The organism is Brevundimonas sp. NPDC046655, assembly GCF_044901625.1.
In the GTDB taxonomy this organism is placed as follows: domain Bacteria; phylum Pseudomonadota; class Alphaproteobacteria; order Caulobacterales; family Caulobacteraceae; genus Brevundimonas.
The window spans coordinates 846,753-861,220 of the sequence record NZ_JBJDPV010000001.1 but is presented as its reverse complement, the minus strand read 5'-3'; the positions used below and the strand labels follow the sequence as shown (position 1 = coordinate 861,220).

10 protein-coding genes are annotated in these 14,468 nt (G+C 64.9%); 3 read left to right on the top strand and 7 right to left on the bottom strand.

Features of this window, described 5'->3' with window-relative positions:
* Window positions 1–10: 10 nt before the first annotated feature.
* Window positions 11–1,441 (bottom strand): alginate export family protein, encoded by a 1,431-nt coding sequence (locus ACI2KI_RS04240; protein ID WP_404618003.1) that lies wholly within the window; start codon window positions 1,439–1,441, stop codon window positions 11–13.
* Window positions 1,442–1,770: 329 nt separating this feature from the next.
* Between ACI2KI_RS04240 and ACI2KI_RS04235 the strand changes: the two genes are divergently transcribed.
* Window positions 1,771–3,087, top strand: a complete 1,317-nt coding sequence (locus tag ACI2KI_RS04235) for a tyrosine-type recombinase/integrase (RefSeq protein ID WP_404618001.1) — start codon at window positions 1,771–1,773, stop codon at window positions 3,085–3,087.
* A gap of 38 nt (window positions 3,088–3,125) precedes the next feature.
* Here the strand turns inward: ACI2KI_RS04235 and ACI2KI_RS04230 are convergent, their stop codons facing one another.
* The 6 genes from ACI2KI_RS04230 to ACI2KI_RS04205 all read right to left on the bottom strand — a co-directional run bounded on the left by ACI2KI_RS04230 (window position 3,126) and on the right by ACI2KI_RS04205 (window position 12,465).
* Window positions 3,126–3,887, bottom strand: coding sequence for a methyltransferase domain-containing protein (locus ACI2KI_RS04230; protein WP_404617999.1), 762 nt, complete (start codon window positions 3,885–3,887; stop codon window positions 3,126–3,128).
* Window positions 3,888–4,506: 619 nt separating this feature from the next.
* On the bottom strand, window positions 4,507–7,275 hold the full coding sequence (locus ACI2KI_RS04225) for a PAS domain-containing protein (protein ID WP_404617997.1): 2,769 nt from the start codon (window positions 7,273–7,275) through the stop codon (window positions 4,507–4,509).
* A gap of 196 nt (window positions 7,276–7,471) precedes the next feature.
* Window positions 7,472–10,042: an HWE histidine kinase domain-containing protein gene (locus tag ACI2KI_RS04220; RefSeq protein WP_404617995.1), complete on the bottom strand. Its 2,571-nt coding sequence runs from the start codon at window positions 10,040–10,042 to the stop codon at window positions 7,472–7,474.
* On the bottom strand, window positions 10,042–10,518 hold the full coding sequence (locus ACI2KI_RS04215) for a biliverdin-producing heme oxygenase (protein WP_404617993.1): 477 nt from the start codon (window positions 10,516–10,518) through the stop codon (window positions 10,042–10,044). The genes ACI2KI_RS04220 and ACI2KI_RS04215 overlap by 1 nt, the downstream gene beginning before the upstream one ends.
* 413 nt (window positions 10,519–10,931) lie before the next feature.
* The gene (locus ACI2KI_RS04210; RefSeq protein ID WP_404617991.1) at window positions 10,932–11,702 is read right to left on the bottom strand and encodes a metallophosphoesterase; all 771 of its coding nucleotides are present in this window, start codon (window positions 11,700–11,702) and stop codon (window positions 10,932–10,934) included.
* A complete protein-coding gene (locus ACI2KI_RS04205) occupies window positions 11,686–12,465 on the bottom strand; it encodes a hypothetical protein (RefSeq protein ID WP_404617989.1) in 780 nt (259 codons plus the stop codon). The genes ACI2KI_RS04210 and ACI2KI_RS04205 overlap by 17 nt, the downstream gene beginning before the upstream one ends.
* Window positions 12,466–12,731: 266 nt before the next feature.
* Between ACI2KI_RS04205 and ACI2KI_RS04200 the strand changes: the two genes are divergently transcribed.
* Complete coding sequence (locus ACI2KI_RS04200; protein WP_404617987.1) at window positions 12,732–13,154, top strand: DUF2231 domain-containing protein; 423 nt, start codon at window positions 12,732–12,734, stop codon at window positions 13,152–13,154.
* Window positions 13,154–14,461, top strand: a complete 1,308-nt coding sequence (locus tag ACI2KI_RS04195) for a PQQ-dependent sugar dehydrogenase (RefSeq protein WP_404617985.1) — start codon at window positions 13,154–13,156, stop codon at window positions 14,459–14,461. The genes ACI2KI_RS04200 and ACI2KI_RS04195 overlap by 1 nt, the downstream gene beginning before the upstream one ends.
* Window positions 14,462–14,468 lie beyond the last annotated feature (7 nt).

The window sequence follows — 14,468 nt, the reverse complement described above, 5'->3', positions numbered from 1 at the left end:
CTCGTTCGGTTCAGTAGTTTGCGATCAGATTGACGTAGGCGCCGGCCCAGACGGGCGCGTCGTCCACAATGGACTTGATCCCCGCGCCGGGCACGGAGACGGAAAAGCCCGTCGTCAGGAACAGGTTAGGTGACACCACGCGGAAATACTCGACGTAGAGATCGTCGGAGAGATGGCGGCGGGTGACGCCGGTGATGGGCGAGTTCACGCCGTTCTGCTCCTCGATCCGCGTGGCCTGGCCGAACTGGACGGGGCTGCGCAACTGGTCAGCCTCGATCCGGTGCAGGCGCGCGGTGAAGGTGTCGCGCGGCGTCGGCGATATGCTGGCCGCGACCTGCCACGAGTTCACGTTGGAGTTGATGAAGACCATCGACGACTTGGTGCCCGTCGACCAGGCTGAGGGGTTGCCCTCGTAGTAGAGGGGGTCGAACCGCTCCAGCCGATCAGTGTCGGGGTCGTCGCCGGAGAAGGTCTGATAGCCCACGGTGAAGGTCGGTTTCCAGCGGCGCCCGGAGAAGGCGTAGCCGACCTGGGCGCGGCCTGCCCAGGCGCGCATGTCGATCCGGTTGCTGCGCTCGAACGCAAGGTCCGCCGCCATGAAGGCGTTGGGCGCGCCCATGAGGGGGGAGCGAATATAGAGGTTCACGAACTGAAGGCCGTCGCGGGCTCCGGGAATGATGGTCGGCACGCCGACCCCGCCGGGCGGGGCCTTGGGGTAGGGGGCTTCGGACCTGATCACCTTGCCCGCCGTCACGCCGATGACGGCGTTGGGGTTGGAGTCGTAGCGGAAGTCCACGCCCGCCAGCCGGTTGCGGCTGTCGTTGTCCGGCGATTCATTGGGGTCCAGATAGAAGGCCGTGCCCTTGAAGCCGGCGTGGCTGACCTCGCCGAGGGCGGCTAAAGCCCAGGCCTTGCGCGGGCCGAGCTTCAAGGCGCCGCGCGAAAATCCGCTGGACCCGCCGGCCTCGATCAGCATTCCGGTGCCGGCCTTGAAGGCGCGCGGGCCCACGGACAGATCAAAGCCCGTCTCGGCGCCCTGATAGCGCCAGCCCAGGTAGCCTTCCTCCACCGTGGCCCGCCCGGTGTCGCCCGCGTCAAAGGCGTCGGTGCCCACGGTCATGGAGGCCACGCCCGACAGGCCGCCGTACAAGGTCGCCTGATCGCTCATCCGGCGCTCGAACGTGACGCCCGGCTTCAGATAGGCCTCGAACCACTCGGCCTTGGGGTCGAAATCCTTGACCCCGGCCACGGTCTCGGCGAACCGCCAGAACAGGTTGTGTTCGGCGACCAGGTTCACCCCACCCTGAAAATGGCCGGTGACCGTCAGGTCGTCGCTCTTGTGCAGAATGAGAGACTCGGGCGCTTGGGCGAGCGCTGGAGACGCCGCTCCCAGAACAAGGATGCAGCCGATCAGATCAGCCCGGAGAACGCCTCGACGCATCGACAGCTCCTCTCCCCCGCAAGCACGCTACAGCGAAAGCAGTCGGCTCGATAGGCGCGTCGGACGCAGGACGTTCGGTGATAGCGCTTGGGATAAGAGAAGATGGTGGACGCGACAGGGATTGAACCTGTGACCCCCTCGGTGTGAATCCTATTTTAGCGGTTTCAGGCCGGTTCAGCCGGTTTCAGTTTTTGAAGCAAGATATTGTTTTTGCGTAATTTATCTGCAATTGATCATTTCAGGTGTTTTCAGGCAGTTTCGTATTGGGCGCCCCCCTAACGCCCCCCTTGGTGTAGTAATGAGGGGGTCAGAAGTGATTTGAGGGACAGATGCCTCGGGATCCCGTGCGTACAGATCGTCAGATCGCCGCCCTGAAGCCGCGCGATGCGCGGTATGAAATGGCCGTCGCGGACAGCCGCGGCCTGTACGTCCGCGTGTGGCCTACGGGGGCGAAAGGCTTCGAACTTCGATACACTGCCGAGAACGGCAAACGGCGTCGTCATGTGCTGGGCGCCTATCCGGACATCACCCTTGCCGAAGCTCGTCGTCTGGCCGCTACAGCCCGGGTTGCCGTCGCAGGCGGGACAGATCCGGCCGCTGCCCGCAGTGCGCGTCGGGAGGAAGCCAGGACGGGTGACACGCTCGAAGATCTGGCTGAGGCCTACTGGAGGGCTGCCGGAAAGGGACTGCACGGCGGACGACGACGTCCCAAGCAGGCGAGGACCATCGAGTCCGAACGTTCGCTTTTCCGCCGCTACATAAAGCCGGTTCTCGGCGACATGAAGTTCGCCGCCGTCAGGAGGACGGATATCCGCATCTTCATGCGGGACCTGGCGGCGGAAAGCGGCCTGGCCCCGGCCAGTCTCGCCTCGGTCGGGGGCGTCCTGATGAGCGTGCTGGGCTTTGCGGTCTACGAGGATCGCCTTGAAGCCAATCCGGCCTACGGACTGACCAGGCCCCTTGCGCTCACGCCCCGCGAGCGGATGTTCGATGACGAGGCGCTGCGGGTTCTGTGGAACGAGGCCTCGCTTGCGTCATCGCCCCGCGCGCCCGGCGAGAAGACGGCCGGCATGCATGCGCGTCTCGATGCGCCCACGGGCCTGGCGATCCAGTTCCTTATGACGACTCTGACGCGCCGGTCTGAAGTCGCCGAGGCGCTTTGGAGCGAGATCGATATGGCCAGCGCCGTCTGGACCATCCCTTCGCATCGCACCAAGGCTCGACATGTGCATGTGGTTCCCCTTCCAGACGAAGCCCTGGCCGTGTTGCAGCGAGCGCGTTCTCTGTATCCGAAGAGCGCTTGGGTCTTCCCGGCGCCGCGCAACAGGACTGGTCCTGTAGATCCCCGCGCTTTGACCAGGGCGGTCGTCCGCACCTGCAAGCGTCGCAACCTGCCCGCCGGTTCGCCACACGACGTGCGGCGGTCAGGCGCCACGACCCTTACCGGCAGGTATGGGGTAGGGCGTTTCATCGTCGGTCATCTTCTGGGGCACACCGTGCGGGACGGCGCCGCCGTCACGGCGGTCTATGATCGTTACAGCTACATGGCGGAGAAGCGGGCGGCCCTTCAGACCTGGGCCAGCCATCTCGCCAATCTGAAACCCTCCGCAGAGGCCGGTGGAGCGTGCAAGCCAAGCTGGGGTTAGAGCGTCACGCGCGCCGTGACGTCTCCGAGGGCGCCGGTCTAGGCCGGACGCCGGGCTTCGAAACTGATGATCTGGTCGTCCCGATCCGGCGCGCGACCCTGTTGATACCCGCCGCAGGCCGCCACGTCCGTGAAGCCTGCGGCCCTCAAGGCCAGTTCGAACTCATGGACGCCCCACCAGCGCAGCTTGAACAGGTCCAGCTCGGTGGCCGCCAGGACGCCGTCCCGCCAGTGTTCATAGCGAAGGTGGGACAGGGTGGTCTGGGCGATGTAGTCGGTGTCCACCCGGCGGGCGGTCAGGGTCAAAAGGTCGCCGGAGTCCGTCGTCCAGGACCGGACGGACTCGGAGCTGTCCAGAAAGCCGCCGATGGGGTCGAGGTCGAGGATCAATCGACCGCCTGGGGCGAGATGATCGTAAAATCGTCTCAGCACGGCGGTCGCCGACGCCGTACTGGTGATCAGTTGAAACGAACCGGCTGGAATGATGATCGCGGAAAAGCGGGTGGGCGAGACAAAGGTCTCAAACGACCGCTGCGTCAGCCGGGCGGAAAGCCCCCGCTTGCGGCACTCGTCCCGGCAATAGCCGAGCATTTCAGCCGAGGCGTCGAAGCCTTCCATCTCAAATCCCGCCTCGATCAGGGGAATGAAGAGGCGTCCGTTGCCGACCGCGGGCTCCAGCACGGGTCCGCTGTCGCACTCGAGCAGCCGCGCCCGATAGAACGCCTGATCTCCGAACGAATGCCCCACCGGCTTGTCCAGGTCATAGACCCAGGAGGCGAGTGTTCCGTATCGATTATGCATATTCAGGCTCCTGCGATCTGTCGTGGCGCGTGACCTGTATCGGGGTCAAGGGGCGCGCTGGACGAGGCAAGTCGCAGGCGCTGGTCCGCGCGCCGCTATTGAGCGGGAGAGTTTGGAGCGCACAGGTCTGATGCCAACGCCATTGATGCGACGGATGCACCCTTGCTTGCGGTTGCCTGATCTGATGCCGTTCCGACCTATCGGTACACGATATTGTTTCATGGTGTCGTGGAACATCGCGCTCATCCAAGGTCTCATTCGGACCGTATCCAGCGCCCGCCGCGGACTTGCTCCCGCGCGGGTGCAAGATTGCAGTTTCCGAGTTTGTTGATGACCCATGCGTCCCGCTTGACCGAACTTCGCCGCCTCCAGCTCAATGCGGAACAGATGGCGAGACTGTCGCCCTTCAAGGCCGACCGCGAGAAGTTCGGGCGGATCGCGGAGCGTTACAGGCAGGAGGCCGAGGCTCTTAAGGGAAGGGGCGGGCCGCCCGCGCCTTCCCGCAACAGATGAACGGCGGCTGCGGCGTCTCCACCGCCCTCGGCATCGCCGTCGGCGTTCAGGGATGCGTCTGAGTCAGGGAACGGGGTCAGGGAAAGGGCGCGGTGCGTTGATGCGGTCACGTCTCGATCATGGTCGTGACCTTCGACGCCAGGTCCGTCATCGCGAACGGCTTGGTCATGACCTCCATGCCCGGTTCCAGCAGTCCATTGCCCACGGCGGCGTTCTCCGCATAGCCCGTGATGAAGAGGACCTTGAGGTCCGGACGCCTCATGCGGGCGGCGTCGGCCACCTGTCGCCCGTTCAGGCCGCCAGGCAGACCGACATCTGTGATCAGGAGCTCGATCCGGTGCTCGCCTTCCAGAAGGCGCAAGCCTGAAGGCCCGTCGGCTGCTTCCAGCGTCGTGTACCCATGCTCACGCATAATCTCGACGACAAGGCTGCGCACAGACGCCTCGTCATCGATGACAAGGATGGTTTCGCCATGACCAGAGACGGGGTTCGGACCCGCCGCCACCGGGTCAGGCTCGGCCGGGGCGCCGTGATAGCGCGGCAGGTAGAGGCACATGGTGGTGCCCATTCCGGGTTCGGAATAGACGCGGATCTGACCGCCGGACTGCCTGACGAAGCCGTGGATCATGGATAGACCCAGCCCGGTGCCCTGTCCGATCGGCTTGGTGGTGAAAAAGGGTTCGAAGATCCTCTCGATGATCTCGGCGGACATTCCTGAGCCGGTATCGGTGACGCAGATGGAAATATATTGGCCAGGAGGCAGGTCGCGCTCGCGGGCGTGACGATCGTCGAGCCACTTGTTCGCGGTTTCTATCGTCAGACGGCCGCCTGCAGGCGCCATGGCGTCGCGTGCGTTGATGCACAGATTGAGCAAGGCGTTCTCAAGCTGCGATGGATCAATTTCACTCAGCCACAGACCGCCGGCGCCGACGACTTCAAGGTCGATATCAGGGCCGACCGTACGGCGGATCAGATCCTCCATCCCGCCGATCAGGCGGTTGGCATCCGTAGGGCGAGGGTCCAGGGTCTGGCGACGAGAAAAGGCCAGAAGGCGCTGGGTGAGGGTGGCCGCCCGCTGGGCAGCGCCCTGCGCCGCTTCAACATAGCGCCCGATTTCGGCACCGCGACCCTGCGCCATCCGTTTGGAGATCAACTCCAGGCTGCCGGAAATCCCTGCGAGGAGATTGTTGAAGTCGTGGGCTATGCCGCCCGTCAGTTGGCCGACAGCCTCCATCTTCTGGCTCTGACGCAAGGCGGCATGAGCGGTCTGCAGTTCTTCCGTCCGCTCCTCGACACGGGCTTCAAGCGAGGCGTTGAGATCCGCCAGAGCGCGTTCAGCCCGTTTCCTCGCCGTGAGATCCTGGAAGAGAACGGCCACCTGACGACCTCCGGCTGGTCCGACCTTGAAGGCGGCCAGTTCCAGCCATCGACCTGTGGCTTCCAATTCCTTTTCAAAGCGGATCGGCCGGCCTGTCTCGAGGACGCCCCTATAGAGCGAAACCCAGCTGTCGGCCTCGGCCGGCACCATGTCGCGGACCCGGCGGCCGACCACGTCGCCGATCCCGGCGTGTTCGGCGTAGGCGGCGTTGGCTTCGACATGGACGTAGTCGCTGAGAGGCCCGTCGGGCCCGTCTATGAACTCGATGACGCAAAACCCCTCGTCCATGGTGTCGAACAGGGTCTGGTAGCGTTGCTGGCTTTCGGAGCGCTCGGCCTCGGCGCGAAGCCGTTCCAGGACGTTGCGGGTTCGCGCCGCCACATCCTGCAGAAAATCCAGGTCGATCTGGCTCCATGCGCGGGAGCGGGCGTCCGTGACGAACAGCATGGCGACCAAGTGGTCGCGCTCCAGCAGGGGCACGGCGGCGAAGGCGTGTATGCCCGTCGCCGTCAGGCCGGCGGCCTTTCCGCGCATGAGGGCGTCCTGGGCGACGTCGGCCACAGCGACGGCGCGCCCCTGGGCCAGGATCTTGAAAATCTCGGGATGGTCTCGCGGCGACCAGGCCTGCTTCGGCGCCTTGCCGCCCTTGTCGAGCGAGACGTAGGCCGCCGCCAGGTCCAGGGTTTCGCCGACGATGCGGGCGGCGGCGGCCGAAATCAGTCCGGGGTCGTCCAGGGCTGTGAGCTCGTCATGCAGGCGGAGCAGGGCGGCTTGCCGGATTTCGACCTGCTTGCGCTCGCTGATGTCGAAGCTGACGCCGGGAAGACGGCGGAGTCGCCCCTCGGCGTCCAGCACGCACCGGCCCTCGGCGACGACCCACACCGTTCCTCCGTCGGACTGGACCAGACGGTATTCCGCGCTGAAGGCGGAGCGCATCTCAACGGCGCGCTCGATCGTCGCCCGGACCTCCGGGAGGTCCTGAGGATGGATGGCGCTGAAGAAGACCTCAAGCGGCGCGCCCTCGCGCGCGAAAACAGGATCTACGCCGTAGAGCCGGGCGAAGCGTTCATCGGCGCGCACGATATCCGTGGCGACGTCCCAGTCCCAGGCGCCGACGCCGCGACCGGCCGACAGCGCCATCTCGAGCCGTTCGACCGCCTCGGCCTTGTGAGCGGCGAGGCGGATTTGCTCGGTGATTTCGGAGACGAAAACCATGACGCCGGCGGGCTGGCCGGATTCGTCAGGAACCGGGGCGTAGTGAAGATCAAGCCAGGCCGATTCAGGGCCGGAGCCTCGATCCAGGACCAGTTCCTGGTGTTCAAGCGACCAGGACTGTCCGGCGAGCCCGCGACGAATATTGGCGTCGTTGAAATCGGCGATTTCAGGCCAGCCCTCACGCGCGCCCATGCCGAGCAGTTCGGGGTGGCGGGCGCCGGCGAAACGCGCATACCCGTCATTGTAGAGCAAAACGCCGGACGGCCCCCAGAGCAGAACCATAGGATTTGGCGCGGCGATCATCATGCCGACGACCGTCGTCAGACCTTGCGGCCAGGCTGACCGGGGACCGAGCGGCGTCCTTGACCAGTCGTGGTCTCTGATGAGCCGGGCCATTTCGCCCGGACCGTTCAGGAAGTTCCCGTCTGCGGCCGTCTGAATCACAAATCCCCCTGATCGCCATGCGATCGGCCGCTTTCTAAGTCGTTTCGCCGATGAGGCTGTCGAAGGCTCTGGCCACATTCTCCAGCGTGTAGGGCTTTTGAACGATCGGACGCCCCCTGTGTTCGATCGGCGGATTGGCCTGTTCGCCGTAGCCGGTCGCGAAGATGAAGGGAACGCCGACTTCCGCCAGTCGGTCGGCGATCGGATAGCTGTGACGATCGCCGAGATTGATATCCAGCATGGCGACCGTCGGACGGGCCGTCTCGATGAATTCGAGTGCGCCTTCCACCGTAGCGGCGGTGGTCACGGAAGCCGCCCCCAGCCTATGGGCAATGTCCTCGGCGTCCAGCGCGATGATGAGGCTGTCCTCGACCAGCAGAATGTCGTGGTTGGCCAGCACCGCGTCCGGTAGGGCCTGGGGGTGGCCTGGGGCGGGCCGCGGGTATCTGATCATCTTGCCGCCGTCCGTGGGCCGCGGTTCCGACAGATGTCGCGCCGGGATGCGGAAGACGGCGTGCACGCCGCCGGGCTCATAGGCGACGTCCGCCGATCCGCCGAGATCATAGGGGACCGAGCGGCTGATGATGGTGGTGCCGAAGCCCTGCCGCGTCGGCGGGGTCACCGGCGGTCCGCCGATCTCACGCCACTCCATGACCAGGTCACCCGCCGCATTGCGGCTCCAGCCGATCACCACCCGCCCGTCCTGGGTCGAAAGACTCCCGTACTTGTTGGAGTTTGTGACCAGCTCATGCAGCACCAGAGCCATGGTGGAGTAGGCGTTGGGGTTCAGGAGAACGGGTTCGCCCTGGAGCGTGATGCGTCCCCGCTCATCGACGAAGGCGGCTGCTTCCGCGTCGATCAGCGCCTGCAGGGGCGCGGGTCCCCAGTGGTCGTCGGTGATCTGGTTGTGGGCGCGCGCCAGGGCGTGGATGCGCCCGTCCACGACCTTGACGAAGTCGGCGATGCTGGCGCTGGTGGGTTCCGACTGGCGGATCAGGCCCCGTATCAGACCCAGGATGTTGCGCACCCGGTGATTGAGCTCCGCAATGAGAAGCTCCTGACGCGCGCTCGATTGCTGGCGCTCGGCGGAGGCTTCATCGGCGAGACGCAGGACGACCTCTATCAGGGTCGCCCGCAGTGTCTCCGCCACCCGGATTTCTGACGCCGTGAACGGTTGAGAGCGTCCCTCGACCAGCTCTTTCCATTCGGCAAAGCTCTCGCGCGGCGTCAGGCGAGGGCCGTTCGGGCCAAAACTCACCGGCTTGTGCGGGTCGCCGCCCCAGCGCACGGAATGGATCAACTCTCGACGAAACAGGATGACGTAATCGCGCGGGGAGCGAGAGATCGGAATGGCCAGAAGACCGGCCGCGGCCGAGGCGAAGGCGGCCGCTTCGGGGACCAGCGAGCCGATGTGATCCGTCGCGAACACGCGACCGGCGGCCGTGCCGTTCAGCGCGCGCACGATGCGACGGAAATCCTCCAGAGGGGGCGTCTCGCCGGAAAAGGCGTGATTGCCGCCAAGCCATACGCCGACACCATCGGCCGGTATGGCGTGGGTGAGGATGTCTGCGAGCCAGTCAGGATCCTTCAGCAGGGTTTCGTCCGACGCCACGGCCCCTAGCAGCTGATCGGAAATATCCCGAGCGCGACGTTCGTACTCGACGGTCTCCTTACGTTCGCGGCTTTCCAGGCGCATGGAGAACATCTGGGCGAACAACTCGCTGACCGATCGCCGCTCGAAGGTGGGGCGTCGCGCCGCGTAGTGATGGCAGGCGAAAAGACCCCAGAGCTTGCCGTCCACGATGATGGAAATCGACAGCGAGGCGCCGACGCCCATGTTCTTGAGATACTCGATGTGGATCGGTGAAACCGAGCGCAGCGTCGAAAGGGAAAGATCTAGGGGTTGGCCGGCCTCGTTGCGCGAAGGAATGACGGGAACCGGCACGGCGTTCACGTCCGTGATCAATCTCAGGAGATTGCGCCGGTAGAGTTCCCGCGCCTGGGCGGGGATGTCGGTCGCCGGATAGCGAAGCCCCATGAACCGGCCGATGCCGGAGCGCACCGCCTCGGCCACGACCTCGCCGGACCCGTCCTCGGCGAACCGATAGACCATGACTCGATCATAGCCGAGCAGGGCGCGAACCTGGCGGGCGCCTTCTCTATAGAAGGCCGGAAAATCCGCCGCCTGATCCAGCCGCGACATCATGGATCGGACAGCGCCGCTGGCGTCGCCGTGTTCGCCGGACGCCGGTTCGGCCTCAATGACGATCTCTCCGGCGGAGACATGAACGGCGATGTCGAAAGCCGGGCCGCCGTCCACGAGCACGCAACTGAACAGACGTTCGACGGAGTCACGTCCGCCCAGCATGGCGACGCGGTTGCGCAGATCGTGAACCGCCGTAGGGGTGAACAGGTCCTGGACCAGGGCTCCGATTACCTCCTCCGGCGACTGATGGAGGAAATCCTCGATGTTTGCGGAGGCGCGCGCCACCTGCCAATCGGCGGTCAGAGCGAGCAGGAAACCGATCGGTTGGATGGCTCCAGGGATGTGAATAGGTTCACGATCGCAATTGGTCAGATCGACCGAGGCGGCGGGGGTCGTCACTATCGGTCGGCTCCGGGGTAGGCGCGTGCGGCGTTTTCGAACACCGCGAACACTGAACAGGCGGCGCTTGCGGCCCTGTCGAAGCGGTCTGGCGAACTTAGCCGTTCATCAAGAACAGAGGCTAATGCGCGCCAGGCGGCCGGGTTCCCGGACGCGAGGAAAGATCTCGGGAAATCGTCAGGTACCGAGCGGATCAGAACGGCGGCGCCAAGCCGAGAGCCTTCAAGGACATAGATGGCGCCCAATACCTCCGCCTCTCCACGAAAAGGCGTGACCGAGGCGGGTTCGGGCAAGGCCAGATCCATCAGGCTCAGATCGGATCGCAGCGCCGCTGTGCGACGTCTTTCGGGCCAGTCCGGCAGATAAGCTCCCGCTTCGGCGCCATCCAAAGCGCCCTCGACGCCCATGAAGGCGCTCGCCTGGGCCTGGAGAAAGGCGGCGTAGTCGGCGTGACGAGTCAGATCATAGCCAGACATAAAGGCGTCCAGGCGCTCATGAGCTACGGAGGTGGCCGCCTTTAGCCTGAAGCGCGCGCTAATCGCGGCGGCCGGTCCAGAGAGATGGGGCAGGGCAGGTTCCTTGGGTTGGGCGAGGGTACGCGACGCGGACGCCTATTGCTTAAGCGTCTGGAGCTTTGTCAAACACATGACCGCAGCCTGGCCGTAACGCATTGACCTAGGTTAGGATCGGCCATGCGTAGATCGATGGATCAAAGCGCACGGGCGCGGAAATCGGACGCGGTTGAAACAACCTGAAATGCCGATTTAAGGGTGGCTTGCGCGGCCCCTACCGTCCGCCTTGACGCAGTGCGAAGGGGCAAAGGCAGGTCATGAAGCGAGCGAGAACATAGCTGCCGAGCGGGAGGCCGCCCCCGCCCAAGACCTAATTGTCAAACCTCGAATACGCGGTATGGGAGTTCACCCAAGGTTCGCAGAACAGGCAGGGCGACATTGTAGACGGGGACGCCTCGCGCCGTGCGGCCTTCAGGCGCGCCGCGGTGAGCATGCCCGTGGACAACAAGTTTGACGTTCTCGTAGCGATCCACGACCTCCCCCAGGCGAGAGGAGCCGAGGAAGGGGTGAATCTCCGGCGGCTCGCCGATCACCGTGTCTACGATAGGCGCGTAGTGCAGCAGCACCACGCTGCGTTCAGTGCGAAGGGTGCGGATGGAATTCTCGATGAGGTTGGCGTCCTCGACCGCCTCCTGGACGAAATGCTTGATCGAAGCCTCTCCGAACGAACTGAGCATGTAACGACCGAAGCCGCCGACAAAGCCCTTGCCGCCGGCGAAACCGACGCCCCCGATCTCATAGGACTCTCCGGTCAGCATTCGGACGCCCGCCTCGGACATCAGTCGGGCGACTTCGTCGGGCTGGCCGCATTCATGCTCATGATTGCCCAGCACCCCGACCATGGGGATGCGGCAGGCCCGCAGGTCTTCCAGCAGGTTGTCGACCTCGCCCGTCTTGCCGAAGTTGACCAGGTCGCCGCACAGGCACAAGACATCTGCGTCTTCGTGGACGCGGTCGAAAAGATCGCGGTAGAGGCGATGCGAAGTCTCGCCGACGTGCAGGTCCCCGACGGCGGCGATACGCAGCTTCCTTCCTGGTCCAGCCTCCATGCCGGGTTGAGGCGTCTGGATGTCAGGCGACGGGGTCATGTCGTTCCTCCAGGCCCTTGCCGACAACGTCGCCGAAGCCCCATTCGCTGATGTCGGCGATATAGTCGCGAGGGCTGAACAGACGGCCGCGACAGACCCTGACGCGCGGCGCAGGCAGATCGACCTGGGCCTGAAGCCGTTCCAGGAGCTCGGTCATCAGCCATGCCGGCACACGGCCGCGCTCTGTGGGATAGGCGAAGCGGAAGTTCAGGAGGTGAGCCATAAGGACCTCCCAATAGAGGTCCATCTGATCCAGCATGGACTTCCAGTCTATGGCGTCGGACTGCTTCAGGATGACGTGGTTCACGTCGGCGCCGTCGTATCGATACCGATCCTGGATGAAGACCTTGGACAGGATCAGGGCTGTCGGCGACGTGATCATGACCTCATGGCCGTAGACCGTGATCCGGTCCTCGCCAAACCAGCTGTCCGACACGGCGATGGTGCCGTTCGACATGGCGAAGATGACGTCGAAGAAGTGCTTGTCGTCCTTCCAGACCTTGGCGATCCAGCGCTCGTCCTCGACATCCGTCCGGTAACCGCGGGCCTGGAAGTAGGCGAGAATGCGAGGGTAATCCCCGGGCTTGCAGAAGACGTCCAGGTCCTTGGTTGGACGGCGGATGCCGGTGTAGGCCGTCACCGCATAGGTGCCGGAGAGCAGGAAGGGCACGCCGGATTCCTTCAGAAGCCGAAGGCTCTCCTCGTAGAAGGCCATGGCCTCGGGCGGCGGTTCGAAAGCGGGATCGACGACTGTGTCGGACATGTGGGCGTGGGCTCCTGAACAGGGCAGGGGAACGGAGCCATTTAGGCTTGGGTTCCGCCGCGTCTCCTTGGGAAGGGCCTCGAACAGGTCGACCGGCGCCTTGGGTCGAACTCGCTTTTCCTGGGGCTGCAAAGGGGGATCAGCCGGGCCCAGCGGGCGTCCGGGGCGCGGCCGTCCGATCGAAATGTCGCCGCAAGGGCGCACGACGCGTGAACCATCTCACGGCCAGGCGGTTAGCCTAAGCTAGGCATTAGAGAGAGGGTGGCATGAGCATCCATGAATTGTCGCGCGGATGGGTTCGACCGCTGCATCGTCTGCTGCTGGCGTTTCCGATCGGCCTGTTCACCTTCGCCCTGTTCACGGACATCGCCTATCTGAAGACCGCCGAGATCCAGTGGACGAACTTCTCGGCCTGGCTGATCACCGGCGCCCTGGTGTTCGGCGGCGTCGCCGGCGTCTTCTCAATCGTAGATTTCGCTCTTGGCGCCCGCCGCCATGGATCGCGCAGCGCCCTGGTCCATCTGGTCGCGCTCGCCCTGGCCTGGGTGCTGGGGCTGGTGAACGCCTTCAAGCACAGTCAGGACGCCTGGAGTTCGGTCGGCGCTTTCGGCCTGATCCTGTCCCTCCTATGCACCTTGCTGGTCTTCGTGGCCGGCTGGATCGCCTATTCCGCGCGGGAGACAATCTGATGGACAAGAACCTGCTTGCCGCCAGCGCCGCGACCCTTGCGATGGCGTTGACCGTGGCCTCCTGCGGAAACGCCAGCGATCCCAAGCTGAACCAGACGGGCGGCGCTCCCGACCTGCCAAGCATAAAAGAGACCCTGGTTCCGGCCATGAAGATCAGTCCGCCCGCTGGCTGGAACGGCGAGGCGCCCACCGTGCCCCAGGGCTTTACCGTCAGCGCCTTCGCGACCGACCTGAAGATTCCACGCCAGATGCTGGTCCTGCCGAACGGCGACGTGCTGGTGGCCGAGGGGCGCGGCGGTCATGCGCCGCCGCTGCGCCCCAAGGACGTGATCGCCGGTTTCATCAAGAAGCAGGGCAACACCAAGATCAGCGGAGGCGACCGCATCACCTTGCTGCGCGACGCCGATAACGACGGCGTCCCGGAACTGCGCGCCGTGCTGGTCGATAATCTGGATGCGCCATATGGTCTGGCCTATGTGGAGGGCTACCTCTACGTCGCCGAACAGGGCGCGCTGACCCGTTTCGCCTTCCAGCCGGGGCAGACCGGTATAGCGACGCGGGGGGAGCGGGTGACAGCACTGCCCTCCCGCATAAACCACCACTGGACCAAGTCCCTGACTGTCAGTGCGGACGGCACCAAGTTCTATGTCGGCATCGGCTCCAACTCCAATATCGGCGAACGCGGCCTGGCCGTGGAGGAAGAGCGGGCCGTGGTCTGGGAAATCGACCGCGCGACCGGCGCGCGTCGCACGATCGCCACCGGCATCCGCAACCCGACAGCCCTGGCGATCGAACCGACGACCGGTCTCCTGTGGTCGGTGGTGAATGAGCGTGACGAACTGGGCCCGCAACTGGTGCCCGACTATCTGACGCAGGTTCGCGACGGCGCCTTCTATGGCTGGCCTTACAGCTATTGGGGCCAGAACGTCGATCCGCGCGTGAGGCCGCAGAAGCCGGACATGGTCGTCAAGGCCGTGAAGCCCGACTACGCCCTGGGCTCGCACGTCGCGGCGCTTGGTCTTGATTTCGCGCGCGGCGGCGGCTTTGGCGGCCCGTACGCCGACGGCGCCTTCATCGGCATGCACGGCAGTTGGAACCGCGAGGATCCGTCCGGCTACAAGGTGGCTTGGGTGCCGTTCAGCGGCGGCCGCCCCGTGGGACAGCCCCTCGATTTCGCCACCGGCTTCCTCAAGGACGGCGAGGCCCGTGGCCGTCCCGTCGGCGTGGCCTTTGATCCTGCGAAAAGGATTCTTCTGGTCGCCGACGACCTGTCCAACACGGTCTGGCGGATCGCCCCATCGCGCTGAGGCGTCG

Excerpts from the sequence above, each read along its gene's own strand:
- ACI2KI_RS04230 (WP_404617999.1), bottom strand. The coding sequence starts at position 3,887 with ATGCATAATCGATACGGAACACTCGCCTCCTGGGTCTATGACCTGGAC.
- ACI2KI_RS04215 (WP_404617993.1), bottom strand. The coding sequence starts at position 10,518 with ATGTCTGGCTATGATCTGACTCGTCACGCCGACTACGCCGCCTTTCTC.
- ACI2KI_RS04210 (WP_404617991.1), bottom strand. The coding sequence starts at position 11,702 with ATGACCCCGTCGCCTGACATCCAGACGCCTCAACCCGGCATGGAGGCT.
- ACI2KI_RS04205 (WP_404617989.1), bottom strand. The coding sequence starts at position 12,465 with ATGTCCGACACAGTCGTCGATCCCGCTTTCGAACCGCCGCCCGAGGCC.
- ACI2KI_RS04195 (WP_404617985.1), top strand. The coding sequence starts at position 13,154 with ATGGACAAGAACCTGCTTGCCGCCAGCGCCGCGACCCTTGCGATGGCG.
- ACI2KI_RS04200 (WP_404617987.1), top strand. The coding sequence starts at position 12,732 with ATGAGCATCCATGAATTGTCGCGCGGATGGGTTCGACCGCTGCATCGT.
- ACI2KI_RS04225 (WP_404617997.1), bottom strand. The coding sequence starts at position 7,275 with ATGGTTCTGCTCTGGGGGCCGTCCGGCGTTTTGCTCTACAATGACGGG.
- ACI2KI_RS04235 (WP_404618001.1), top strand. The coding sequence starts at position 1,771 with ATGCCTCGGGATCCCGTGCGTACAGATCGTCAGATCGCCGCCCTGAAG.
- ACI2KI_RS04240 (WP_404618003.1), bottom strand. The coding sequence starts at position 1,441 with ATGCGTCGAGGCGTTCTCCGGGCTGATCTGATCGGCTGCATCCTTGTT.